Consider the following 22,668-nt stretch of genomic DNA (forward strand, 5'->3'; position numbering starts at 1 on the left):
GCCGGGTCGGGCTACACCGATAGACAACTTGTAATAGGACGAACAATGCGTACGATTTTCTCTACTATTGCTGTATTTGGGGCCCTTCAGATAACCCCAATCATAGCACAAGCCGACCCGGTGGTCGTGGAGTTATATACGTCGCAAGGCTGCTCATCTTGCCCTCCGGCAGATGAAATGCTCCACGATTTAGCACAGCGTGATGATGTTATCGCGCTCGCGCTTCATGTGGATTATTGGGATTACATCGGCTGGACCGATATTTTTGGCAGCGCCGAGAATACAGCACGACAGCATGCCTATGCCCGCGCCGCACGTGCCACAACGGTCTATACACCACAGATGATTGTCGGTGGCGTCGATCATGTTATTGGATCACGACCAATGCAGGTGATGGATCTAATCCAAACTCATGGGCGCAACGATTATCCAGTTTCGGTGTCATTGTCCCGGACCGATGATCAGCTTCAGATATCGGCGACATCGACCGAGATCAGCAATTATATCGTGGAGCTCGTTCGCTATATTCCGACAGCGATCGTCGATATTCAGCGTGGAGAAAACGCAGGTCGTCAGCTGGAATACACAAATATTGTAAGCTCTCTTGATACAATCGCAGAATGGGATGGGGCAGGTACGCTTAAAATTACCGCAACCACACCCGGAAGCGATGCAGTCGTCGTGTTGGTTCAACAAGGCGGACACGGACCAATCGTTGGAGCCGCCCAGCTGCGTTAACCGTCTTTACGTGCTTTCCAGCGGCGGTGAACCCAAAACCATTGTGCAGGATCACGTGTGATTTGCGCCTCAAGCCGTTGGGTCATTTCGGTCATCATCATTTCAGGCGTCCCGGTTTTAATAGGCGCCTCAACTTCGATAGCGAACGAAAGCCCGTCTGGTTGCCTGATCCCGAAATAGGGGATGACCAAAGCGTCCATCTTAATCGCGATGTCAGCAGCAGATGTCGCGGTATGCGCAGGCTGTCCTAAAAACGGAATTTTGACGCCCTTTGCTGACACGTCAAATAGCAACGTTCCCATGCCGCCGGATTTCAAATGCCGGGCAAATCCCATTGTGCCGCGGCGACCCTGCTCAAACACGGGGCCGCCCCATGACGTCATCGTCTTCGCATAGTGGGCGTTAAAATACGGGTTCAGCATGGGCCGGTAAAGCCCCCCAATGGTGTGGCCCATCGCGGTTAGTATTTGGCGTGGGGCTTCGTGGTTGCCGTAGTGTGCCGTCACAAAGATTACAGGGCGCTGTGTTTTGGCTGCCTCTGCAAGCGGTTCAAGCCCTTCTCCGGTTGGCACTGTGCCGCTAATACGATTTGAAAATTCTTGCCAAGCGTAGTTTTCGATTAATGTCCTACCAAAGTTGTCACAGCAATCGTGTGCTATTTGGCGTCGTTTGTCGACAGCCATGTTCGGATAAATGAATTTGAGGTTTTCTTCGGCACGCTTTTGATAGCCAGCCAAAGGTGCGACCGCGCCGCGCAGGGCGCGCCCCATCGCAGGTACCCGCCGTTCATAAGGGAGACGCAGCATCGTACCGATGAGGCCGCGCAGAACACGATCTGCAAGCCAATCGGCGGTGGTACCTTTGGGTGTCTTTCTCGTGCTCATCTAAAAACTCGCGCCTGAATGTCGATTGATTTGGCGCGGAGCGCATGAGACCGTTTCATGCGCTATGATTAATTCAAATTACTATCATCTGTCCACGCGCTATTCGTTATCGTTTGCGTCAGGGTCAATAAATTCAATGGCTCCGTTTTCAGCTAATTCACGAATTGCAGTTGTCACTGCCGACATCGCCGTTTCGGCATCTGCTTTTTTGACTGCTCCGATTTCTTCTGCATCTTCGCGCATTTGAGCGGCCATCCGTTGCGAAACATTACCTAAGATAAACTCAGCGGCGGCAGACAGTGGGCCTTCGTCAGCTAAAGCCGCGGCAATTGCGCGTGTAAGCGATTCTGCTTCTACCGGTCGAATGCAGGCTGAAATGTCGGCAGGTTTGATCCGCACTGGGATATCTTTAAACGTAAAGATTGCTTTGCGTAGATCTGTTGCGAATGCAGGGTTTTCGCTATCAAGCCCTTCAAGAAGATCTTCACGCGTTTCTGCAACGGTCGAATTCAATATCGCGCCTAGTCGCTGGACTGGCGCATTTTCAAAGGCGTGATCGGCTGTGGTTGCATAATTTTTGGCTAGGGACTGGCCGATACGGTGGACGACATCTGGTGTTACCTTAGCGGTAAGTGACATGGCATATGTTATCCGGCGCGCGAGCTCTCCGGGAGTTTTTGTAAGAACCTCTGCTGCTTTTCCCACTGGCAGTTTTGATAGCGTGACTGCGCTTATCTCCACACTTTCGGTCGTCATAATGTCAATGATCCGGGATACTGGAAGGGCCGAGACAATTGGCCAGTGGTCGCCGTGCCGCACGCTGTCTGTCTGCTCTCTTAACCGTTCCGCAAGCGCCGGAGTGAGGTGTGCTGAGAGTGCATTAATTGCGTTATCTCTGGAGCCTGGAGCGCTCATTCCGACTGCCTCTAGCTGTGTTGTGAATTCCTTAGCAACCGATGCGACAGTCGTACGATCAACGAGGCGAATCGCTCCGAGTTCTTCGGTTAATAGCTCTTGTAGCGATTCGGGAAGTTGAGACAACGACAGGTTGCCGCCATCACTGATCATCATCTGGACGATCATTGCAGCCTTTCGTCGGCGAGAAATCGCCGACGTGCTGTGGTCGAGGGGTTTTAGTGTCATACCCCCGTCTAGCAAGACGGGGTAAATGAATGGTTATAGCGACAGCTTATGAGCCAGGATGTGTGAAAGAAATCGATAGGTTTTTCAGTTGTTGCACAGTCTCTGGTGTCAATTGCGCCTTGTCTGCAGTGTTCGAATGCAAGTATTTAATTTTGCTATATATTTCAGATATTTCTTCATCCGTGAATTCACGATCTACGCGCGCACAGCCGCATATGCTAAGGCTATCGTCTGTTTTTATTGTACAAACCATACCAAACTTCATTCCGTGGTCTGCAGCTTTTTGCATGACGCCAGCAGGATCTTCCAATTCCGACCAACGGCAGGTCCCGGTGTTTTCGAATCCCCACGCTACCATTGGATCAGACATGACCAATCCGTTTTGTGAATAGTAGTCGAGCCACGCCTTAGGGTATGATTGAAACATAAACTTTGGTGTTGTGTATGCGATATGAAAGCCAAGTGCATATCCCGCCGGGGCGAGTTCACCCAAATTTTCCAGAATCTCACTTATGTTTAGTTCCGTTTGTGACATTCAGTTACTCGCTTTCCGGTTGCCAATGGTGGTCATATGGCAATACTCTCTGACAAAGTATTGTTCATTTGTATTGTACAGAAAACAGTGCAGAAGCAACAAGGCCTTTGTCAGAAATCAGAGGTTCGGGGAAAACGGATGGCGACATTGATGGGTCCGGACGAAATTGAGCAGCTCGCTCCGTCCGGATATTATATTGCGTTACGGATAGGATTTGCCTTTCCAATGGAGGAGGTGAATGCCTTCCCTCCTGAATGGGTGCAACACTATACGGCGCAGCGCTTTATGCTGTTCGATCCAATAGTTAGATGGGCTTACAGCAATGTCGGAATTTGCCGATGGAGCGAAATTCCACTCGATGATCCTAAGCGGATTATCGCTCAGGCGAAAACCTTTGGTCTGAGATATGGCGTCACTGTTTCCGTTTTTGATGGTAATGTGGATGCTCAACGTTCCTTCGCGTCATTTACGCGCGCTGATCGCGAATATACAGACCTTGAGGTGAAACTCTTAAAGGCTTTACTCGTTAGGCGGCACAATGAAACGGCACCTCCTACAAACTTAACACGCGCAGAATTAGAGGCGCTGGGTATGGTTAAAGATGGAAAACGCTTGAAGGAAATCGCCTTTGAGTTGAGTGTTAGCGAGGGCGCTGTAAAGCAGCGTTTAAAGAACGCGAAATTGAAATTGGGGGCTAAAACGGGCACCCAAGCTGCGGCACTTGCGAACCAGTACGGCCTAATCTGAAAAATACTATCAATTTTTTTATCACTTATTGAAAATTTGGCGCTAATTTGTTGGAGGCACGAAATTCGTGACAATCAACAGATGTAAACTGGCGTCAATATCGCTTATCGGTAGAGAGAACCCACCATGGAAAATATTTCGTTTAATTTTGCTCAGCTTCACCAGTACGGAACTGCCTTTTATGAATTTCTTGCATTGCGCAAACAGTTCTTCGTAGACCAGCTTGGTTGGGATATCCCGCACGATGATAGCGTCGAAATGGATCAGTATGATAACCCTAACGCACATTATTCGTTAGTACTGCGCGATGGTAAGGTGATCGGCGGAATGCGCGCGATGGCAACGACAGCGCAGTGGGGATCGCATACTTATATGCTGCGCGATGCGGTTGCTGGAAAACTGATTGGTATTCCAGAAGACATCATCAAAATTGCGACCGTCACGCCGAATGTTTGGGAGGCAACGCGTGTTGTCATTTCGGACGAGGTCAAAACGCAAGCTGAACGGTCTGAGTGTCTGGGTCTTGTGCTTGACGGTGTTGTTGATCAAGCCACTGCAAATGGCGGTACTGAAATCATGGCGCTTTGCCCGCCGGTTTTCGCACGTACTTTACGCCAGCTCGGGTACGATGTTGATTTGATCGGTGATCCTTACGTGAACTGCCACGATAATCGCCGCTATGTCGCGATGAGTATGCCTGCGAAACATCGCCGTAAAACGAAAGTCGCGAATAGTGCAGCTCAGGTTCGGAAGGTTGGCGTTGCGGGCGCACAAGCGCCGCTACACGCGCCATCAGTTAAGTAAACCTATTTAAAGGTCGGGCGGAGCATTTCCGCCCGACCTTTAAGCTTTCATTTATCGCCGAAAACGCGTTTGAAGATCGTTTCAACGTGCTTTGTGTGGTAGCCAAGGTCGAACTTTTCTTCGATCTCTTCGGGTGACAAGGCGGCAAGGACTTCGTCATCGCCTAGCAGTTCTGTTTTGAAATCTTTCCCTTGCTCCCAAACTTTCATCGCGTTGCGCTGAACCAGTTTATAGGCGTCTTCGCGGCTGACGCCTGCTTGGGTAAGGGCAAGAAGAACGCGCTGAGACATCACGAGACCACGGAACTTGTTCATGTTGGCAAGCATGTTGTCAGGATAGATCACTAGTTTTTCGATCACGCCAGCCAAACGGTGCAGGGCGAAATCCAGCGTCACTGTGGTATCCGGGCCGATCGCGCGTTCGACAGAAGAGTGGCTGATGTCCCGTTCGTGCCAAAGAGCCACGTTCTCCATTGCAGGAACAACAGACATACGCACCAGACGGGCAAGACCAGTCAGGTTTTCAGTCAGCACAGGGTTACGCTTGTGTGGCATCGCGCTAGAACCTTTTTGGCCTTTAGAGAAGAACTCTTCGGCCTCAAGAACCTCAGTGCGCTGCATGTGGCGGACTTCGGTGGCGATGTTTTCGATGGATGATGCGATAACGCCCAGCGTTGCAAAGAACATTGCGTGGCGGTCACGTGGGATGACTTGGGTGCTGATAGGTTCAGGCGATAGGCCCAATTTCTCGCAAACGTGTTCTTCGACCGATGGGTCGATGTTTGCGAATGTGCCGACAGCGCCAGAGATAGCGCCTGTTGCGATTTCTTCGCGCGCTGCAACAAGACGTTTCCGACCGCGATCCATCTCTGCGTAGAAACGTGCGAAAGTCAGACCCATTGTTGTGGGCTCTGCGTGAATACCGTGGCTACGGCCGATGCGAACGGTGTCTTTATGTTCGAGGGCACGGGTTTTCAGTGCGGCTAGAACGCGGTCCATGCCGGTAAGTAGCAGGTCAGTGGCGCGAACAAGCTGAACATTGAATGTCGTGTCTAAAACATCAGAAGATGTCATGCCTTGGTGAACAAAACGGGCCTCTGTTGAACCGATGTGTTCGGAAAGGTGGGTCAAGAACGCGATGACATCGTGTTTTGTGACCGCTTCGATTTCGTCGATGCGCGCAACATCGAATTCGACGTCTTTGGCTTTCCAAACAGCCGCAGCGCTTTCTTTTGGGATCACACCAAGCGCGGCCTGAGCGTCACAGGCGTATGCCTCGATCTCGTACCAGATTTTGAATTTGGTTGCGGGTTCCCAGATTGCGGTCATTTCCGGGCGAGAATAGCGAGGGATCATGAGATAGCACCTTTCTTGGGGTGGGCAGCAATGTTCCCCCGCGTCATAAGGGGCAAGGGCCAAAGGCTCAAGGGACAGATGGCACGAAGATGGCGGTAATGCTGAGCGCAGACGAATTTACGGGTTCATGGCAGCTGTCACGTGTTATCACAGACCGTCACAGTGATCAGGCTGGCACATTGCTGGGGACGGCGCGGTTTGAAACGGTCGGGGCAGGGGCACTGCTATATACTGAGGTTGGAGAATTACGCTTTGGAACCAGCCCGGCGATGACTGCAACCCGATCTTACCGTTGGCAGTTTGTGGGCGATGCAGTCGATGTTCGTTTTGATGACGGTGCCGCATTTCATAGCTTCAGGCCATCAGGTCACGCACAAGGCACAGATCACCCATGTGGCGCGGACTTCTATCAAGTGCGCTATGACTTTTCCAAATGGCCGCAGTGGCAGGCAACATGGCAAGTGATTGGTCCACGTAAGGATTACGAATCTGCTTCCTGCTACTGGCGTTGAGCTGCACAAACACTGCACATCATGTCATCTCGGCGTGCACTTGCAGCCTGTCTAACGTGGATTAGACGTTGTTAAGTGGAACTGATTTCAATGAATGCTATATTTGCTCGCTTTGCGGGTTTTTCGCTTTTTATAGTTTGTGCCGGGATTGCCGTAGGGTTTGCGGGGGCGCTGCATCCGTTTGCTGATAGCCTTTCCTTGCTACGTATACCGTTGGGGCTGATAAGTCTTATTGCGTTGGCGTTTCCAATGACACGTGCATTACGCTGCGTGGTGGCTGTAGCAACCGCCGCTGCATTGCTCACTACCGTGCCTTTGCTTATTCACTCTCAAAAAGCGGGAAGCTTTACCCTATATACAAAAACCTCCTGTATCGAAATGATAAGCTGGGTTTGCTTGCGGATGACATTCGTGCAAGCGGTGCGCAGGTCGTGACGTTGCAAGAAGTAGGCACGCGCAATGATGTGTTTCTTACCGCTCTTGAGGGTGACTATCCGTTTCAGCATTTATGTAGATTTACGGGCTGGAGCGGGGTCGCCGTATTGTCGAAAATTCCATTCGTGGACGTGCCGCGTTGCTCGGGTAAAACGGGTGTTGCTGCCGTGCAAATTGAAAGCGAAGGTTTGCTGGTGTGGGTTGCGTCTGTGCATTTGCCATGGCCGTATCCGTACACCCAAGCTGAATCTACGAAATCTGCCGTTGCATTATTAGAACAGCTAGACGGGCCTGTCGTGATTGGCGGCGATTTCAACATATTTCTATGGGCGTCATCTGCAAAGCAGATTAGGCAAGAATCGGATACGATAATAGCTGGGCCTGTACGCCCTACCTATAACCTGTATGGGGCTCCGCTATTCCTAGATCATGTTTATGCGCCCGGCGGAGGCAGTGTTCGTTATCGCAATTTGTTGGGCTCTGATCATTTGGGTGTGTTGGCGCGTTTGTCTTTAGAACGATAGGCATGACAAACAAAAAAGGCACCGCGTTAGCGATGCCTTTTCCAATACTGTGAACTGCGAGATTAGCAGCTGTAGTACATTTTGTATTCCATTGGGTGTGGTGTGTGTTCGTATGCGTACACTTCTTCCCATTTCAGTTCCATGTAGCCTTCCAGTTGGTCTTTGGTGAATACGTCACCTTGGATCAGGAAGTCATGGTCAGCTTCGAGTGCTTCAAGCGCTTCACGAAGTGAACCACAAACAGTTGGGATGCCTGCCAGTTCTTCTGGTGGCAGATCGTATAGATCTTTGTCAGATGAGGGGCCCGGATCGATTTTGTTTTTGATGCCGTCAAGGCCAGCCATCAGAAGTGCTGCGAAGCACAGGTATGGGTTGGCTGCTGGATCAGGGAAACGTGCTTCGACGCGTTTTGCCTTTGGGTTTTCCGCCCAAGGAATACGGACACAACCCGAACGGTTTGACGCAGAGTATGCGCGCAGAACTGGTGCTTCAAAACCTGGGATCAGGCGCTTGTAGCTGTTTGTTGATGGGTTTGTGATCGCGTTCAGCGCTTTCGCGTGCTTCAGAACACCACCGATGAAGTACAGGGCTTCTTGAGACAGGTCTGCGTATTTGTCGCCAGCAAAGAGAGGCTTACCTTCTTTGAAGATCGACATGTTCACGTGCATACCAGTGCCGTTGTCGCCTGCGATTGGCTTTGGCATGAATGTCGCGGATTTGCCGTATGCCTGTGCAACGTTGTGCACAACATATTTGTATTTCTGGATTTCGTCAGCTTGGTGCGTCAGCGTACCAAAAATCAGGCCCAATTCGTGCTGGCAAGACGCCACTTCGTGGTGGTGCTTGTCAACTTTCATGCCCATGCGCTTCATGGTGGAAAGCATTTCGGAACGCATTTCTTGTGCGTCGTCCACTGGGTTCACAGGGAAGTAGCCGCCCTTAATGCCAGGACGGTGGCCTGTGTTGCCCATCTCGTACTCAGTGTCTGTGTTCCAAGCGCCGTCGATGGCGTCAACTTGGTAGGACACTTTGTTCATGGAAACTTGGAAGCGAACGTCGTCGAAGACGAAGAATTCAGCTTCTGGACCAAAGTATGCCGCATCGCCGATACCTGTGGATTTCAGGTACTCTTCAGCTTTTGCTGCTGTGCCGCGGGGATCACGGTCGTATGCTTCCATTGTGTCTGGCTCAACCACGTTACAGTGGATGCAGATCGTTTTTTCAGCATAGAATGGGTCAACATAAGCACTGCTTGCTTGTGGCATCAGTTTCATGTCGGATTTGTCGATGGATTTCCAACCTGCGATGGAAGAACCGTCAAACATAAAGCCATCTTCAAGGAAGTCTTCATCAACGAGATCAGAAACGACAGTTACGTGCTGCAGTTTACCGCGTGGATCAGTGAAACGGATGTCGACGTAGTCGGCTTCTTCGTCTTTGATCAGTTTGAGAACAGCTTTGTTGTCCATTTATTGGTACCTTTCTTAGCGTCTTTGGTATTCTTTAAGGCCGCAGAGTGAATCCGAGGCGTTGATTTTACAGCGCGTCGTCGCCAGATTCGCCGGTCCGGATACGGATGGCTTGTTCGACTGGGGACACGAAGATTTTGCCGTCGCCGATCTTGTCGGTTTTTGCAGCGCCAATGATTGCTTCAACGGCGGCATCGACCTGATCATCGGCCAAAACGACTTCGATTTTTACCTTTGGCAGGAAATCGACCACATACTCTGCACCGCGGTACAGTTCGGTGTGACCCTTTTGGCGGCCAAATCCTTTGACCTCGACAACAGAAAGACCCTGCACGCCCACTTCTTGGAGTGCTTCTTTCACTTCGTCGAGTTTGAATGGTTTGATGATCGCTTCGATCTTTTTCATAGGCCGCGACTCCCCTAGCGGTTATTTATGGTGGTCAGAACATTTCTGTTGCATCGGGACAATTCGTGGCGAACCTTGAAGGCAGATGCAACGGGGTAAAGAACACCAACTGATTAAATATTGTGCAATTGTCCCGAAAAATGTGCGAAATGTAAATTGGAATGCCTAAGCGATGACCGAACTTTTAACTGCTGCCCAAATGCGCGCCATCGAAGCGGCTGCGATTGCCTCTGGCGAAGTCACTGGGTTGGAGCTGATGGAGCGCGCGGGGCGCGGCGTTGTTGAGGCCATCTTTGAGGAGTGGCCTGAGCTTGCGCCGTCTTGGGGGCCAACCCCCAAACCCCCAGAGTATTTGTTGCAAGATGATGAAGAGGGGAAGCTTAGGGCAGTCGTGCTATGCGGGCCGGGGAATAATGGTGGTGACGGTTTTGTTGTCGCGCGGCTGTTGCATGAGGCCGGGTGGGGCGTTGAGGTGTTTTTGTATGGTGATGCAGAAAAGCTGCCACAGGATGCGCGGGCGAATTATGAGCGGTGGATGAAGGCTGGAACGATAGCGATGCTAGATACTTATCTGGCTCGCAGAAAATGGGGATGTGATATTCTCATCGACGCCCTTTTTGGTACGGGCCTGTCACGTCCATTATGCGGTTTTGGTGACCTATTCTGGAATACTTCGGATGCCCGTGATTGCCATGTTCCGCAATTTGGACATCCACGTGGGAGACCCGCGATTGTCTCCATCGATATTACAAGTGGCGTTTGTTCTGATTCTGGCCGTGCGTTTAATCTAGAAGATTGTAATCCCAACGCCATTTCGGCGCATCTTACCGTGACATTTCACCGAGCAAAACTGGGGCATTTCTTAAGTGAAGGGCCGCAGTACACAGATAGGGTTATTGTAAAAGATGTTGGGCTTACTCTGAGACCTAATGAGGTACGTCCAGTTGTGACCATTTCAGCGCCTTACGCCAATTGGTTAGAAAAGGATGATGATCACAAATACAAGCATGGACACGTTCTAATCCTTTCGGGCGGTGTGGGAAGCGGCGGTGCGGCAAGGCTTGCAGCGCGTGGTGCTTTGCGGATTGGTGCTGGTGTGGTGACGGTGGGGTGCCCAGCGGCGGCACTTGTAGAGAATGCGGCGCAGTTGAATGCTGTCATGCTTCGGGAGATAGGAGATAGTGGTGATCTTGCTGACGTCTTGGGGGATGAACGGATCAATGCGCTTTGTGTTGGGCCAGGGCTGGGGCTGGGTGATCGGGAGCGTGAATTAGTCAGCTTCATCCTAGGTGAAGGTGGTGTGAAGCCGCGCCCGACAGTGTTGGATGCGGATGCGTTGACGCTACTGGCGGCAGATCAGGAGTTGTTCAGTAGATTGCATTCCGATTGCGTTTTGACTCCTCATGCTGGGGAATTTGCACGGTTGTTTCCGGATATTGCTGAAAAGCTGAACGCACCTTCGAGTGTGGGGCCGTTCTACTCAAAGGTGGATGCAACACGTGATGCGGCAAGGCGGGCAGGATGTGTCGTGTTGTTTAAGGGGGCGAACACGGTGATTGCGGATCCTAAGGGGGGATGCAGCATCAATACATCTGTATATGATCGGAGGGCGCCGTGGTTGGCGACTGCAGGTTCAGGGGACGTCTTGGCGGGGTTTATCGCTGGAATTATGGCGCGACAGTTTGCGCCAGTGTATGCAGCTTGGATGGGAGCATGGCTTCATACAGAATGCGCGATCAAGTTCGGTCCGGGGCTGATTGCAGAGGATTTACCAGAACAGCTACCTGCGGTTTTCCGGGATTTGGGCGTGTAGCTGAAAAAAAATCGCGATAAACGAAAAAATCGCATTTTCCCTCTCGCATCCCGGAGATAGCTTTGCTAGGTAGCGCCAGATCGACGCTTCGGGCGTTGAAAGTGCGGGTGTGGCGGAATTGGTAGACGCACCAGATTTAGGTTCTGGCGCCGCGAGGCGTGGGGGTTCGAGTCCCTTCACCCGCACCATTTTGATGTTCCCAATATGATCAACCTATGCCCGTCGGCATTGTGCGACGACCATTTGTCGTCGTGACCTTTTAAAATTTGTCGTCGTGACCTTTTAAAAGAAGGGTGTGCGCTGAAAATCCTTATCCCTTGGGGCTTCGGGCACGATTGCCCTTGCAAGCCTTGCAGCGCATCCCTAGAAGTGCCTTCGATTTATGTGGCCACGCCTTGCGCGGCCTGACGAAGATATGCGTGGTTTCCACGCCAGACGACTTGAAAAGGACGCTACCATGCAGGTCACAGAGACGCTGAACGAAGGTTTGAAACGCGGCTATACCATCACCGTTACCGCGGCTGAATTGGATGCCAAAGTTGAAGAAAAGCTGAAAGAAGCTCAGCCTACCGTCGAAATGAAGGGCTTTCGTAAAGGTAAAGTACCTATGGCACTGCTGCGCAAGCAGTATGGCCAGCGTCTTATGGGCGAAAGCATGCAGGAAGCCATCGACGGCGCCCTGAGCAAGCACCTTGAAGAATCTGGTGACCGTCCTGCGGCACAGCCAGAAATGAAAATGACCAACGAAGACTGGAAAGAGGGCGACGATGTTGCCGTTGAAGTTTCTTACGAGAAACTGCCAGAAATCGCAGAGACAGATTTCAGCAAAATCAAGCTAGAGCGTCTGGTTGTGAAAGCTGACGAAGATTCCGTGAAAGAAGCGCTGGATAACCTTGCGTCTTCACCACAGGCCGTCACTTACGAAGCGAAAAAGACGCAAGCCAAGAAAGACGACCAAGTCGTTTTGGATTTTGTTGGTAAAGTTGACGGCGAAGCATTCGAAGGCGGCGCTGCAGAAGATTACCCATTGGTTATCGGTTCTAACTCTTTCATTCCTGGCTTCGAAGACGGCCTGTTGAAAGTGAAAGCTGGCGAAGAAAAAGACATCGAAGTAACCTTCCCAGAAGATTACCAAGCTGAGAACCTTGCTGGCAAAAAAGCTGTTTTCACCTGCACAATCAAAGAAGTGAAGGCACCAAAGGCGCCTGAGCTGGACGATGAGCTGGCGAAAAAATTCGGCGCTGAAGATCTGGAAGGCCTGAAGGCACAGATCACTGAGCGTCTAGAAGCTGAATACACCGGTGCGTCACGTGCCGTTGCAAAACGCGCGCTGCTGGATGAGCTGGACAAAGTTGTTTCTTTCGACCTGCCAGAATCTTTGGTTACTGCTGAAGCAAACCAGATTGCACACCAGCTGTGGCATGAAGAAAACCCAGAAGTTGAAGGTCACGATCACCCAGAGATCGAACCAACTGACGAGCACAAGAAGCTTGCTGAACGTCGCGTAAAGCTGGGTCTTCTGTTGGCTGACATCGGTCAGAAGGCTGACGTGAAAGTCACCGATCAAGAAATGACACAAGCGATCATGAACCAAGCGCGCCAGTACCCAGGTCAAGAGCGTCAGTTCTTTGAATTCGTACAGCAGAACGCTCAGTTCCGTCAGCAACTGCAGGCGCCAATGTTCGAAGACAAAGTCGTTGACCACATTTTTGAAAAAGCTGCGGTCACTGACAAAGAAGTCAGCAAAGACGATCTGCAAAAAGCTGTTGAGAAGCTCGAAGAAGAGTAAGACCAACACCAGATTCATTCTGAAAAAGGCGCTCCAGTTCGGGGCGCCTTTTGTTTTGAGAGTGTAGCCAAATTAGATCTGGCCCAGCCGTCCCATCAGAGGCTGGGTCAGATTTGTCAAAGCGTGATGCGGAACAGAGCGAATCCAGATTCGCTGCTGCCTGCGGGTGTGATGGTCATGCCTGCAACGCTGTCAGCGTATTCTGCGCCAGCGGGTCCCGTTTCAAAGATGACGGTGGTGCCGTCCATCGGTACAAATGACCAATTCGCATCCGCGCGTGGGCTGACCGTACCTTTGTCGACGATGTAGCGCACGATCACGTCGCGATTCGTGTCGGGCCCTTCAAAAATGACCGTCGATCCATCTGCACCGGGGAAGCTGCCGCCACCCGATGCCCGGTAGTTGTTCGTCGCAAGGATGAATTCTTGCGATGGGTCGATAGGCGCACCATTGAACTGTAGGTTTACGATCCGGTTTGTATTGGCGTTGATCACTTCGCCTTCACGGTCGAACATCGCCGGTTGGGATAGATCAATTTGGTAGGTAACCCCGTCGATCACATCGAAGTTGTAGCTTGGAAAATCAGGGTTCAGTAGCACTGCATCGGATGAGCCGGGTTCGATTTGGTTGAACATCCCGGCGCTGCGTTCGAGCCAGTTCTTGACCTGCGCACCTGTTATTTTCACGGCCCGCACTGTGTTGGGGTAGAGGTACAAGTCCGCCACGTTTTTGATTGCCACGTCGCCAACGGGAACGTCGGTGAAGTATTCCGGACCACCACGACCACCAGCCTTGAACGGAGCGGCGGCCGATAGGATCGGTAACCCTTCGAATTCGGTGCCGACCATTTGTTCCGTGATGTACCAAGTTTGTGCGTTCGATACGATTTGAACGGATGGATCATCGGCGACCAGCGCAAAATAGCTGTGAAGCGGTGCATCGGTTTTACCGACCGCTGTGCGCACATAGGCGAGCGTCTGATCGTGGATGTCTTGAATTGATTCCAAAACAGGCACGAAGTCTTCGACTAGCGGGGTGATGCTACGGTCTTCTTCGCGACGTGAGATTGGGCGCGCCTCGGACGTGTGCGAAAGAACCCGCCATCCGTTGCCGTCACGTTCAAGCAGTAGATCGACCAGTCCCATATGACTGCCCCAAAAGCCGCCCATCACGCCGGGTTTGCCGTTGATCGTTCCGGCTGCGACATCGACGCCCGCCCAGTCGTCATAGTTTGAGGACGGGAAGACGAGGTGGCTGTGGCCTGTCAAAATCGCGTCGATGCCGTCAACGCCTGCCAAAGGAATTGCTGCGTTTTCCATGCCCTCGGTTTCGTTGGCTTCGCCGATACCAGAATGGCAAAGCGCGACGATAATGTCTGCGCCTTGCTCCTTCATCTGTGGAACATATGCACGCGCGGATGCGACGATATCGCGGGCCTGCACGTTGCCTTCTAGATGCTTTCGGTCCCAGTTCATGATCTGTGGTGGCACGAATCCAATCAAACCGATTTTGATCGGGTGTGTGACACCGGACCCGTCGGTCAGCGTGCGTTCAAGAATCGTGTAAGGCGGAAGCAGCGTTGTGTCCGCAGTCGGTGTCGCGCCCATTTCTTTGACGACGTTGGCAGAAACCACAGGGAAGGCGGCACCAGCGACCGATTTCATCAAGAATGGAATGCCGTAATTGAATTCGTGGTTGCCAAGCGTCGATGCATCAAACCCGAGTGTGTTCATCGCGGTGATGACAGGGTGCATATCACCTTCTTTCATGCCGCGTTCATAGGCGATGTAATCGCCCATCGGGTTCCCCTGAAGAAAGTCACCATTGTCGAGAAGCAAAGAGTTCGTCGATTCTGCGCGCACACCTTCGATGATGGACGCTGTGCGGGCAAGGCCGACCGTATCGACAGGGCGATCAGCGTAATAATCGTAAGGAAAAACATGGACGTGAAGGTCAGTGGTTTCCATCAAACGCAGGTGCGCCTGATTGGTGGCTGCGCTGACCGAAAACGGATGCATCGCGATTAGCCCAGCAGAGCCCGCGATAAAGTGGCGACGATTTAAACGAAGTGACATGAGATAATCCCCCGGATTTCTAGATGTTTGATCAGTAGACATCTGGATGCGGTTTGTAACAAGGGTGTGTTTGTTGCCGGGATCGGTCCCAATAATTGAATGCTTTGCTTTGGTCGTAAGTTGTTTGAATTGCTACAAAAATAGTCAGTTTGGCGATTTTCGCTTCGGTATCGTTTCTGTTCGAAACGTGATTGGCGGGGGGTGAGCGTGCGTATCATCCGGGCTATTTCGCAGCATATGCCTTGGACCCTGACGGCAATAATATTGAAGCAGTTTATCATGGGCGGGCCATACGCTCAGCCAAGAGTGTGGTATTTAGTACGCCGGATGAGGGTTAGTAGCTTTACTCGACCAGCGTAAAAGTTTGCGCGCCGAAATGTCCGCTTACTTGTCCGCTTCCTGCGATGCCGCGTTCGTCGATTGCGATCTCGCCTGATACGCGGCGTTCGCCATTGCGGTCGGTTTCAACATATTTGAACCCCGTGTCGGTCGCTGTCGTGATGCGGGTCCATCGGATGCGTTCATCGTTGGGGCGGATTTCAGTATACCGGCACTTGCCGAGCGTACGGGTGCAGTCATGAGGTTGATAGCGCACTTCGTAGCCGTCAGAGCGTTGCCACGAAAGGTAATTTCCATTGCCATCAAGCCGTGTGGTAAATGCCGGTGTTCCGGTTGGGCTAGGGCCGCGATAGCTTTCGATTAGGTAGTCGTTGCCTTGGCGTCCTTTGTACATGTGATGGATCAGGCCCGAACGGCTTTGATCCACTGAGACATAATCCCCGGGCGAAAGTAATTCGGGTTTCCAACGAATGTCACCGACTGGTACGGCGCAAGCCGCTATCGTGGAAGTCAGAATAAGGGGGGCAAGAATTTTCAGCTTTATTCTCCTGTCCTGCCGACTGTAACTAATTTGTGCGCCTATAATATGGCTCGTGGCAGGGTACTCGTTTAAAAAAGGCCGCCCCAAATGGAGCGGCCTAATATACTGTAAAAGCAGAACGAATTAGTCTTCGTCGTTGCTTTGTGCAGGTGCTTCGTCGTCGTCACCGAATTCGTCAGCGGCAGAGCCGATGTCGTCAAACAGTTCCTGAATTTCGAATTCAGCAGCTGCTTCTTCTTCGGCTGCGAGTTCTGCGATAGATTTACCAGCTGCTTGCAGCTCGGCTTCTTCTGCGGAACGTGCAACGTTCAGTGTGATTGTTGCAGCGACTTCTGGGTGCAAGTTGACGGTTACGTCGTGCAGGCCCAAGTCTTTGATCGTTGCAGACAAAACAACTTGCTTTTTGTCGACTGTAAAGCCGGCTTCAGTTGCTGCTTCAGATGCGTCACGTGTTGTGACAGAACCGTAAAGCGAGCCAGCGTCAGATGCAGAGCGGATGATGACGAATGTTTCGCCGTCTAGCTTTTCAGCCAATGCCGCTGCTTCTGTTTTGCTTTCAAGGTTGCGTGCTTCAAGCTGAGCTTTTTCTGCTTCGAAACGTGCAAGGTTTGCAGCGTTTACGCGCAGTGCTTTGCCTTGTGGCAGCAGGAAGTTACGTGCGTAGCCTTCTTTAACAGAAACGACTTCGCCCATCTGGCCCAGTTTGGCCACGCGCTCAAGGAGAATGATATCCATGTGTTGGTGTCCTTACTTTACTGCGTATGGCAGCAGGGCAAGGAAACGCGCGCGTTTGATCGCCTGGGCGAGCTTACGCTGGTTCTTGGCGCCAACAGCTGTGATACGGGCTGGAACGATTTTGCCGCGCTCAGAGATGTAGCGCTGCAAAAGGCGAGTGTCTTTGTAGTCGATCTTTGGCGCGTTATCGCCTTCAAACGGATCGGACTTACGACGACGGAAAAATGGTTTAGTAGCCATGATTGTTGTCCTTATCTAAGATCTGATTAGCGGCGCTCGCGGCGTTCGCCACGTTCTTCGCGTTTCTGCATCTGTACAGATGGGCCATCTTCGTGTGCGTCGACTTTGATAGTCAGCACGCGCATGACATCGTCATGAAGCCGCATCAGACGTTCCATTTCCTGAATCGCAGGAATTGGCGCATCAGTCCGCAGCAGGGCGTAGTGACCCTTGCGGTTTTTGTTGATCTTATAGGCCATCGTTTTGACGCCCCAGTATTCGTTTTCCAGCAACTTGCCGCCATTGTCGGCAAGAACGGATCCGAAGTGTTCGATAAGTGCTTCAGCTTGCGAGTTGGAAAGATCCTGACGCGCAATCATGACATGCTCGTATAGCGGCATGCGTACTCCATTCATTATCAGCGCATTTCAAAGCGTGGGGCAGTGACCCTTTCTGCACCCCACCCACGAGAGACTGCGCAGTTCAACATTACACAGAAAGGTTGCGGCCTTATACAGGTCCAACCGGGTGATGCAAGTATCAAAGCCCTATTTTTATTGGTTGGAATTGGCCGTCATTTGTTTTCTATAACCTGCCATGCCAATGCCTATTTGTCGCCCTGATTTACTATTATTTCACATGAAAACGACATTAAGGAGACGTCATGACGGGAAGCGTGGCAACTCAATTTTCAGGTGGTCAGGGTCAAATGGCAAAATCAACTAACTTTGCAGTAGAAGACACTTTTTGGGGATACCAAATTCGTTCTGGCCGTGCGCCGGCGATCGGTGTGGTTATGGCGCAGTTGCTATCGTACTTTTTTGGGGCGTGCTTTATGATTGCTGCGGTCAGCATGGTTGCCATGCCGGTGTTGTTTTTTAACGGTGATGTTGGCGTGATCCGCCTTGCTGCGTCAGTTTTGTTTGCAGCGGTTGGTTTTTATTTGCTGTGGTTTGCAAGCCGCGGGTCACAGGCAGAAGTCCATGTCGATACAAGCGTCGGCGAAATTCGCGAGGTCATCAGTAACCGTGCAGGCAAGCCAACCACAATCGGTGCTTACGGTTTTGACGCGATTGGCGGTGTTTACATTGAACCCCAGCCGGAAAGCGCCTTTGCATCGCTTGTCCTACAGTATCGCGACACTGATCAGCGAGTATGCGTGGCCGAAGCAATTGAAGCGCAACTGATTCCCTTGCGTGATCGATTGGCGCAAGATTTGATGATCGCGCCGCGTAGTGCAGCCTAAGGAAACATGTCGACAACGCTGGTTACTGTGTTGTCGAACACAATTTGTTCAGAATTGCAGAATTGCTTTGTGCGGTGATGCACCTTCAATAGAGGGTGTAAACTACTCACAACTGGAGATTCCAATGAAGAACGTACTTTTCGCAGCCGCAGTCGCTGCATCATCAATCGCCGCACCAGCATTTGCAGCCCCTGAGGCATATGTGCTGGATGCAAGCCACAGCCAAATCATGTTCACATATAACCACCTTGGTTTTTCGACCGGCATGGGCATGTTTTCTGGTTTTGAAGGCGAAATCAGCTTTGACGCCGAAGAGCCAGCAGCATCAAGCGTGAATGTTTCATTCCCTGTGCGCAGCATGCTGACAGGCTGGGAAGGGCGTTTCGAACACTTTATGTCGGGTGACTTCTTTGGTGCCGATGAGGACGAAATGGTGACATTCATGTCTACAGGTATCGAGGTTACTGGCGACAACACCGCGTTGATCACAGGTGATTTGACGTTGAACGGTGTGACGAAATCTGTCGTGCTGGACGCGAAACTGAACCAAACTGGTATGCACCCAATGGCTGAAAAAGAATGGGCAGGCTTTGACGCGACAACAACGCTGCTGCGTTCTGACTACGAAGTAGGTGCATTCGCGCCATATGTCAGCGATGAAGTCGAAGTCATGATTTCTGTTGAGGCGATGAAGGCTGAATAATTCAGCAATTCGCTAGAAAAATTGGCTGCGCCTTAGGGGACCGAGGAGCAGCCTTTTTTGTTATCGTGTGGCGGTTAGGTTGATGTTAACCCGCACGTCAAATCCGAGACTGCTTTCGTCTGCCATGCTTTGCCCGATTTGATAGTCGCGCCGATCAAGCGCGAGCGATCCTGCCATCTCGGCGGTATCCCCATCAAGATTAAGCACGAAGGGGAGGGTGATAGGCAGCGTGATATCTTTGATCTTTAGCGTGCCGGTTGCCAGATATGTACTGCCGTCGGCCGTAATGTCCGCGTCAAATGTCGCTGTGGGAAAGGTGTCAGCAGCAAAGAAATCTGTGCCCATTGCCTGATCGCTAACCGATCCAAGGTGCAACGACCCGATCGCGATTGTTGTTGTTACGTGGCCAAGCGTACCTGTCGCAGTTGGGTCAAATTCGATGACAGAGGTCCAATCATCGAATTGTCCCGATATCGGGTTTCCAAGCTGGCGCACCGTGATGCCGATAGTTCCGCCCGTCACCATCCAATCCGACGTGACCTGTTCCAATGCTATAGCGGGTTCGCGGTCTCCGTGCGAAAGCATTCCAGCCGCCGCAGCACCGCCTGCCGCGACAATATAAATGCCGAGCGCAAAGATGGGTGCCATAATCGCTTTTTCACGTTCAGATGTCTCTGGGACTTTCGATTGCTTGAACCACATGCGGGTCAGCGTCGCGTCTTTGTCGATAATTTGGTGTTTTAGCGCGCCAACAATATGTAGCAGGATCGAAACGATCAGGATTTTGCTCCAGACCCAATGCAGGCCCGAAAAAAATTCGGCAAGTGTTTCGCTTTGAGGAATAAACGGAAGGCTTTGGCCGATTGGCAACCAAATAGGGGCAAATCCAGAAGTGGCTGCGTGATGTAGCCATCCTGACAGTGGCACAACGACCAAGGCGACATAAAGTAGCCAATGCACAATATGCGCAACCAGCGTTTCTAAACGGCGGTCTGGATGGAGATCCCCCGGTTTTGTCTGGGTCAATGCCCACAAGATGCGCGCCAAAGCCACAAAGAATATAATGACGCCCAGTGTCTTGTGAGCCGAAAATAGCGGCACCTTAAGGGGCGCATCAAAGGCGAGGTCTTCGGCAATCAGGCCTAAAGGAATTACGGTGAGAATCAGTAAAGCGGTCAGCCAATGAAAGGCTTTGGTGACCGTACCGTATGTGCTGGCGGTATTTGTGGCGGGCATTGTCGTTCTCCGAATTATTGCGAGCACGCTATCACCAGCGTGGATTCGCGCAAATGATTGAGTATGTGTGCCAGCTTACAGGCTTTGTGCATAACCGATCAGTTGACGGGTTGCTTGTGCGCTATGTCACAGCAAGGTAAGCCTGACCGCAAATAACATATCAAAGAGGAGAGGTCTGATGCGGGCATTCGTATTTCCGGGCCAAGGTGCGCAAACGATTGGAATGGGACGGGCACTCGCCGATGCATATCCGGCGGCAAAGGCGATTTTTGACGAAGTCGACGACGCGCTTGGCGAAAACCTATCTGGTTTGATTTGGGAGGGTGATATTGCTGAACTCACGCTGACCCGAAATGCGCAACCTGCATTGATGGCGACATCCTTGGCGGCGATGCGTGCGCTTGAGGCAGAAGGCGTTACCATTTCCGCTGCAAGCTATGTTGCCGGGCATTCGTTGGGCGAATATTCGGCCTTGGCCGCGGCTGGCGCATTGACTGTTGCAGATACCGCGCGTTTGCTGCGCGTACGTGGCACGGCAATGCAAGATGCCGTGCCTGTCGGCGTTGGTGCAATGGCCGCGATTCTAGGGCTGGATTTCGCGACAGTTGCCGAAATTGCCATAGAAGCCGCGCAGGGCGAGGTTTGCCAAGCTGCAAACGATAACGATCCGGGGCAGGTGGTTGTGTCAGGGCACAAGGCCGCCGTTGAACGGGCAACCGCGATTGCCAAAGAAAAAGGCGCAAAGCGCGCGTTACTATTGCCAGTAAGCGCCCCATTCCATTGTAGCCTGATGGCCCCGGCAGCTGCCGTGATGGCCGAGGCACTAGATGATGTTGAAATCAAAACACCATCTGTACCGTTGGTCGCAAACGTTGAGGCAAGTAGCGTCACCGACCCTGCTGCGATCCGTTCATTGCTTGTGGAACAGGTAACGGGCTCTGTGCGTTGGCGCGAAAGCGTCGCTTATATGGCGACGAAAGGCGTGACTGAAGTGTTCGAAATCGGCGCTGGTAAGGCGCTATGCGGGATGGTTAAACGTATTGACCGCAGCTTGACTGCAACCGCAGTTGGTACACCAGAAGACGTCGTTGCTGTTGCTGCTGCGCTAAAAGATTGAAGAAGGAATTGGAAATGTTTGATTTAAGTGGAAAAAATGTCCTGATTACGGGCGCTTCTGGTGGCATTGGCGGGGCAATTGCAAAGGCACTGCACGGCGCTGGTGCAACAGTTGCATTGTCCGGTACGCGGGTTGAACCGCTTGAGGCATTGGCCGCAGAGTTGGGCGACCGTGCACATGTGCTGCCATGTAACCTAAGTGACGCAGACGCAGTGAATGCATTGCCAAAGCAGGCTGCTGACGCGATGGGGTCTGTCGATGTATTGGTGAACAACGCTGGCATCACGCGTGATAATATCTTTATGCGTATGTCGGATGAAGAATGGTCTTCGGTTCTAGAGGTCAACCTGACATCGACCATGCGTCTGTGCAAAGGTGTGATCCGCGGCATGATGAAGTCTCGCTGGGGGCGCATCGTGAATATTTCGTCGATCGTTGGCGCAACAGGCAACCCAGGGCAGGCGAACTATGCTGCATCAAAGGCTGGTATGGTCGGGATGTCCAAATCCATCGCCTATGAAGTTGCGAGCCGTGGAATCACCGTAAACTGTGTTGCTCCCGGTTTTATTACCACTGCGATGACCGATAAGCTGAATGATGAGCAAAAGGCTGGTATTTTGTCGCAAGTTCCTGCCGGTCGTATGGGCGATGCCGAAGAGATTGCTGCGGCAGTTTTGTATCTTTCTAGCCCAGAAGCTGCTTATGTTACCGGTACCACCTTGCATGTGAACGGCGGGATGGCCATGCTCTAAACGCCGGGCATGAAATCGTTTGCCTAAGCGGAATTCTCTGCTATAGGCCACCCAGATTTGCCGAAAAAAGTGCATGTGACGCCACGTCGGATGTTTGCTGCGCAGATCGGTTAATCCCCGTAAGGGGATAGTTAAGTCGGGCAACAGCCCAAATCAGAACGGGCATTAGCCCAGAAAGACGTGAGGAATTGACATGAGCGACGTTGCAGACCGCGTACGCAAGATCGTAGTAGAGCATCTTGGTGTTGAAGAAGACAAAGTGACGGAAACTGCGTCCTTCATCGATGATCTTGGTGCAGACAGCCTTGACACTGTTGAGCTGGTTATGGCGTTCGAAGAGGAATTCGGTATCGAAATCCCTGACGACGCTGCAGAAACCATCCAGACATTTGGTGACGCGGTTAAGTTCATCAACGGCGCACAATAAGCCGTTATCAAAGAACAAGGAAACGGCGCCATTACGGCGCCGTTTTTTTGTATGAAGGTTGTTTTGAGCGCCTCTCGTGACTTAATAGCAACCCAACCCGTTAATGAGTGTTGTGCCAATCTGG

The 22,668-nt window shown here is 51.7% G+C and carries 25 protein-coding genes and 1 tRNA gene; 14 read left to right on the forward strand and 12 right to left on the reverse strand.

The genetic code is table 11. The features are described from left to right. Positions 1–45: 45 nt before the first annotated feature. A complete protein-coding gene (locus CLV80_RS00855; protein WP_106353779.1) occupies positions 46–738 on the forward strand; it encodes a DUF1223 domain-containing protein in 693 nt (230 codons plus the stop codon). Here CLV80_RS00855 and CLV80_RS00860 read toward each other — a convergent pair. The 3 genes from CLV80_RS00860 to CLV80_RS00870 all read right to left on the reverse strand — a co-directional run bounded on the left by CLV80_RS00860 (position 735) and on the right by CLV80_RS00870 (position 3,300). Next, on the reverse strand, positions 735–1,622 hold the full coding sequence (locus tag CLV80_RS00860; protein WP_106353781.1) for a lysophospholipid acyltransferase family protein: 888 nt from the start codon (positions 1,620–1,622) through the stop codon (positions 735–737). The two genes, CLV80_RS00855 and CLV80_RS00860, sit on opposite strands and share 4 nt — an antisense overlap. A gap of 99 nt (positions 1,623–1,721) precedes the next feature. Then, entirely contained in the window at positions 1,722–2,765 is a 1,044-nt protein-coding gene (locus tag CLV80_RS00865; protein WP_106353783.1) for a FliG C-terminal domain-containing protein, read from the reverse strand. A gap of 46 nt (positions 2,766–2,811) precedes the next feature. Then, positions 2,812–3,300, reverse strand: a complete 489-nt coding sequence (locus CLV80_RS00870) for an autoinducer binding domain-containing protein (RefSeq protein ID WP_106353786.1) — start codon at positions 3,298–3,300, stop codon at positions 2,812–2,814. 36 nt (positions 3,301–3,336) lie between these two features. Between CLV80_RS00870 and CLV80_RS00875 the strand changes: the two genes are divergently transcribed. After that, entirely contained in the window at positions 3,337–4,047 is a 711-nt protein-coding gene (locus tag CLV80_RS00875; RefSeq protein WP_311135509.1) for a helix-turn-helix transcriptional regulator, read from the forward strand. 126 nt (positions 4,048–4,173) lie between these two features. Next, positions 4,174–4,851 (forward strand): acyl-homoserine-lactone synthase, encoded by a 678-nt coding sequence (locus tag CLV80_RS00880; protein WP_106353788.1) that lies wholly within the window; start codon positions 4,174–4,176, stop codon positions 4,849–4,851. A 47-nt stretch (positions 4,852–4,898) separates the two neighbouring features. On the opposite strand, the gene purB is transcribed toward CLV80_RS00880, so the two are convergent. Next, a complete protein-coding gene (gene purB / locus CLV80_RS00885; RefSeq protein ID WP_106353790.1) occupies positions 4,899–6,206 on the reverse strand; it encodes an adenylosuccinate lyase in 1,308 nt (435 codons plus the stop codon). Positions 6,207–6,304: 98 nt separating this feature from the next. Between purB and CLV80_RS00890 the strand changes: the two genes are divergently transcribed. The 3 genes from CLV80_RS00890 (at position 6,305) to CLV80_RS00895 (ending at position 7,677) form a co-directional block, all read left to right on the forward strand. Beyond that, on the forward strand, positions 6,305–6,718 hold the full coding sequence (locus CLV80_RS00890) for a DUF6314 family protein (protein WP_106354412.1): 414 nt from the start codon (positions 6,305–6,307) through the stop codon (positions 6,716–6,718). Positions 6,719–6,793: 75 nt separating this feature from the next. Then, entirely contained in the window at positions 6,794–7,153 is a 360-nt protein-coding gene (locus CLV80_RS18345) for a hypothetical protein (RefSeq protein ID WP_165793284.1), read from the forward strand. Continuing rightward, a complete protein-coding gene (locus tag CLV80_RS00895) occupies positions 7,111–7,677 on the forward strand; it encodes an endonuclease/exonuclease/phosphatase family protein (protein WP_207766462.1) in 567 nt (188 codons plus the stop codon). Before CLV80_RS18345 ends, CLV80_RS00895 begins: the two co-directional genes overlap by 43 nt. Before the next feature lie 62 nt (positions 7,678–7,739). Here the strand turns inward: CLV80_RS00895 and glnA are convergent, their stop codons facing one another. Next, complete coding sequence (gene glnA / locus CLV80_RS00900; RefSeq protein ID WP_106353794.1) at positions 7,740–9,146, reverse strand: type I glutamate--ammonia ligase; 1,407 nt, start codon at positions 9,144–9,146, stop codon at positions 7,740–7,742. Between the two features lie 67 nt (positions 9,147–9,213). Then, positions 9,214–9,552, reverse strand: coding sequence for a P-II family nitrogen regulator (locus CLV80_RS00905; protein WP_045996366.1), 339 nt, complete (start codon positions 9,550–9,552; stop codon positions 9,214–9,216). 172 nt (positions 9,553–9,724) lie between these two features. Between CLV80_RS00905 and CLV80_RS00910 the strand changes: the two genes are divergently transcribed. The 3 genes from CLV80_RS00910 to tig all read left to right on the forward strand — a co-directional run bounded on the left by CLV80_RS00910 (position 9,725) and on the right by tig (position 13,154). After that, positions 9,725–11,365 carry an NAD(P)H-hydrate dehydratase gene (locus CLV80_RS00910; protein WP_106353796.1) on the forward strand — a complete coding sequence of 547 codons (1,641 nt, stop codon included), beginning with the start codon at positions 9,725–9,727 and terminating at the stop codon, positions 11,363–11,365. 103 nt (positions 11,366–11,468) lie between these two features. After that, positions 11,469–11,553 (forward strand) — tRNA-Leu (locus CLV80_RS00915). 269 nt (positions 11,554–11,822) lie between these two features. After that, entirely contained in the window at positions 11,823–13,154 is a 1,332-nt protein-coding gene (tig, locus tag CLV80_RS00920) for a trigger factor (protein WP_106354414.1), read from the forward strand. Between the two features lie 116 nt (positions 13,155–13,270). Here the strand turns inward: tig and CLV80_RS00925 are convergent, their stop codons facing one another. The 5 genes from CLV80_RS00925 to rpsF all read right to left on the reverse strand — a co-directional run bounded on the left by CLV80_RS00925 (position 13,271) and on the right by rpsF (position 17,464). Next, entirely contained in the window at positions 13,271–15,229 is a 1,959-nt protein-coding gene (locus CLV80_RS00925) for a bifunctional 2',3'-cyclic-nucleotide 2'-phosphodiesterase/3'-nucleotidase (RefSeq protein ID WP_106353798.1), read from the reverse strand. A gap of 343 nt (positions 15,230–15,572) precedes the next feature. Further along, entirely contained in the window at positions 15,573–15,995 is a 423-nt protein-coding gene (locus tag CLV80_RS00930; protein WP_106353800.1) for a hypothetical protein, read from the reverse strand. A gap of 237 nt (positions 15,996–16,232) precedes the next feature. Then, the gene (gene rplI / locus CLV80_RS00935) at positions 16,233–16,844 is read right to left on the reverse strand and encodes a 50S ribosomal protein L9 (RefSeq protein ID WP_106353802.1); all 612 of its coding nucleotides are present in this window, start codon (positions 16,842–16,844) and stop codon (positions 16,233–16,235) included. Between the two features lie 12 nt (positions 16,845–16,856). Beyond that, positions 16,857–17,084 carry a 30S ribosomal protein S18 gene (rpsR, locus tag CLV80_RS00940; RefSeq protein ID WP_106353804.1) on the reverse strand — a complete coding sequence of 76 codons (228 nt, stop codon included), beginning with the start codon at positions 17,082–17,084 and terminating at the stop codon, positions 16,857–16,859. A 26-nt stretch (positions 17,085–17,110) separates the two neighbouring features. Beyond that, on the reverse strand, positions 17,111–17,464 hold the full coding sequence (gene rpsF / locus CLV80_RS00945; RefSeq protein WP_106353806.1) for a 30S ribosomal protein S6: 354 nt from the start codon (positions 17,462–17,464) through the stop codon (positions 17,111–17,113). Positions 17,465–17,727: 263 nt separating this feature from the next. Here rpsF and CLV80_RS00950 point away from each other — a divergent pair, with 263 nt between their 5' ends. Next, on the forward strand, positions 17,728–18,309 hold the full coding sequence (locus tag CLV80_RS00950) for a hypothetical protein (RefSeq protein WP_106353808.1): 582 nt from the start codon (positions 17,728–17,730) through the stop codon (positions 18,307–18,309). A gap of 124 nt (positions 18,310–18,433) precedes the next feature. Beyond that, positions 18,434–19,012, forward strand: coding sequence for a YceI family protein (locus CLV80_RS00955; protein ID WP_106353810.1), 579 nt, complete (start codon positions 18,434–18,436; stop codon positions 19,010–19,012). 60 nt (positions 19,013–19,072) lie between these two features. Here the strand turns inward: CLV80_RS00955 and CLV80_RS00960 are convergent, their stop codons facing one another. Then, the gene (locus tag CLV80_RS00960) at positions 19,073–20,248 is read right to left on the reverse strand and encodes a cytochrome b/b6 domain-containing protein (protein ID WP_106353812.1); all 1,176 of its coding nucleotides are present in this window, start codon (positions 20,246–20,248) and stop codon (positions 19,073–19,075) included. 178 nt (positions 20,249–20,426) lie between these two features. Here CLV80_RS00960 and fabD point away from each other — a divergent pair, with 178 nt between their 5' ends. The 3 genes from fabD to CLV80_RS00975 all read left to right on the forward strand — a co-directional run bounded on the left by fabD (position 20,427) and on the right by CLV80_RS00975 (position 22,544). Beyond that, a complete protein-coding gene (gene fabD / locus CLV80_RS00965; RefSeq protein ID WP_106353814.1) occupies positions 20,427–21,365 on the forward strand; it encodes an ACP S-malonyltransferase in 939 nt (312 codons plus the stop codon). Positions 21,366–21,379: 14 nt separating this feature from the next. Beyond that, a complete protein-coding gene (gene fabG / locus CLV80_RS00970) occupies positions 21,380–22,117 on the forward strand; it encodes a 3-oxoacyl-[acyl-carrier-protein] reductase (RefSeq protein WP_106353816.1) in 738 nt (245 codons plus the stop codon). Positions 22,118–22,310: 193 nt separating this feature from the next. Continuing rightward, on the forward strand, positions 22,311–22,544 hold the full coding sequence (locus tag CLV80_RS00975) for an acyl carrier protein (protein ID WP_045996352.1): 234 nt from the start codon (positions 22,311–22,313) through the stop codon (positions 22,542–22,544). The last annotated feature ends 124 nt before the right edge of the window (positions 22,545–22,668 follow it).

The sequence above is a fragment of the Yoonia maritima genome (assembly GCF_003003285.1).
Lineage (GTDB): Bacteria > Pseudomonadota > Alphaproteobacteria > Rhodobacterales > Rhodobacteraceae > Yoonia > Yoonia maritima.

Excerpts from the sequence above, each read along its gene's own strand:
- CLV80_RS00875 (WP_311135509.1), top strand. The coding sequence starts at position 3,337 with ATGGCAATACTCTCTGACAAAGTATTGTTCATTTGTATTGTACAGAAA.
- CLV80_RS00890 (WP_106354412.1), top strand. The coding sequence starts at position 6,305 with ATGCTGAGCGCAGACGAATTTACGGGTTCATGGCAGCTGTCACGTGTT.
- CLV80_RS00870 (WP_106353786.1), bottom strand. The coding sequence starts at position 3,300 with ATGTCACAAACGGAACTAAACATAAGTGAGATTCTGGAAAATTTGGGT.
- rpsF (WP_106353806.1), bottom strand. The coding sequence starts at position 17,464 with ATGCCGCTATACGAGCATGTCATGATTGCGCGTCAGGATCTTTCCAAC.
- CLV80_RS00955 (WP_106353810.1), top strand. The coding sequence starts at position 18,434 with ATGAAGAACGTACTTTTCGCAGCCGCAGTCGCTGCATCATCAATCGCC.
- CLV80_RS00905 (WP_045996366.1), bottom strand. The coding sequence starts at position 9,552 with ATGAAAAAGATCGAAGCGATCATCAAACCATTCAAACTCGACGAAGTG.
- CLV80_RS00960 (WP_106353812.1), bottom strand. The coding sequence starts at position 20,248 with ATGCCCGCCACAAATACCGCCAGCACATACGGTACGGTCACCAAAGCC.
- CLV80_RS00865 (WP_106353783.1), bottom strand. The coding sequence starts at position 2,765 with ATGACACTAAAACCCCTCGACCACAGCACGTCGGCGATTTCTCGCCGA.
- CLV80_RS00910 (WP_106353796.1), top strand. The coding sequence starts at position 9,725 with ATGACCGAACTTTTAACTGCTGCCCAAATGCGCGCCATCGAAGCGGCT.
- fabD (WP_106353814.1), top strand. The coding sequence starts at position 20,427 with ATGCGGGCATTCGTATTTCCGGGCCAAGGTGCGCAAACGATTGGAATG.
- CLV80_RS00950 (WP_106353808.1), top strand. The coding sequence starts at position 17,728 with ATGACGGGAAGCGTGGCAACTCAATTTTCAGGTGGTCAGGGTCAAATG.
- CLV80_RS00855 (WP_106353779.1), top strand. The coding sequence starts at position 46 with ATGCGTACGATTTTCTCTACTATTGCTGTATTTGGGGCCCTTCAGATA.
- tig (WP_106354414.1), top strand. The coding sequence starts at position 11,823 with ATGCAGGTCACAGAGACGCTGAACGAAGGTTTGAAACGCGGCTATACC.
- purB (WP_106353790.1), bottom strand. The coding sequence starts at position 6,206 with ATGATCCCTCGCTATTCTCGCCCGGAAATGACCGCAATCTGGGAACCC.
- fabG (WP_106353816.1), top strand. The coding sequence starts at position 21,380 with ATGTTTGATTTAAGTGGAAAAAATGTCCTGATTACGGGCGCTTCTGGT.
- rpsR (WP_106353804.1), bottom strand. The coding sequence starts at position 17,084 with ATGGCTACTAAACCATTTTTCCGTCGTCGTAAGTCCGATCCGTTTGAA.
- CLV80_RS00880 (WP_106353788.1), top strand. The coding sequence starts at position 4,174 with ATGGAAAATATTTCGTTTAATTTTGCTCAGCTTCACCAGTACGGAACT.
- glnA (WP_106353794.1), bottom strand. The coding sequence starts at position 9,146 with ATGGACAACAAAGCTGTTCTCAAACTGATCAAAGACGAAGAAGCCGAC.
- CLV80_RS00860 (WP_106353781.1), bottom strand. The coding sequence starts at position 1,622 with ATGAGCACGAGAAAGACACCCAAAGGTACCACCGCCGATTGGCTTGCA.
- rplI (WP_106353802.1), bottom strand. The coding sequence starts at position 16,844 with ATGGATATCATTCTCCTTGAGCGCGTGGCCAAACTGGGCCAGATGGGC.
- CLV80_RS00975 (WP_045996352.1), top strand. The coding sequence starts at position 22,311 with ATGAGCGACGTTGCAGACCGCGTACGCAAGATCGTAGTAGAGCATCTT.
- CLV80_RS00925 (WP_106353798.1), bottom strand. The coding sequence starts at position 15,229 with ATGTCACTTCGTTTAAATCGTCGCCACTTTATCGCGGGCTCTGCTGGG.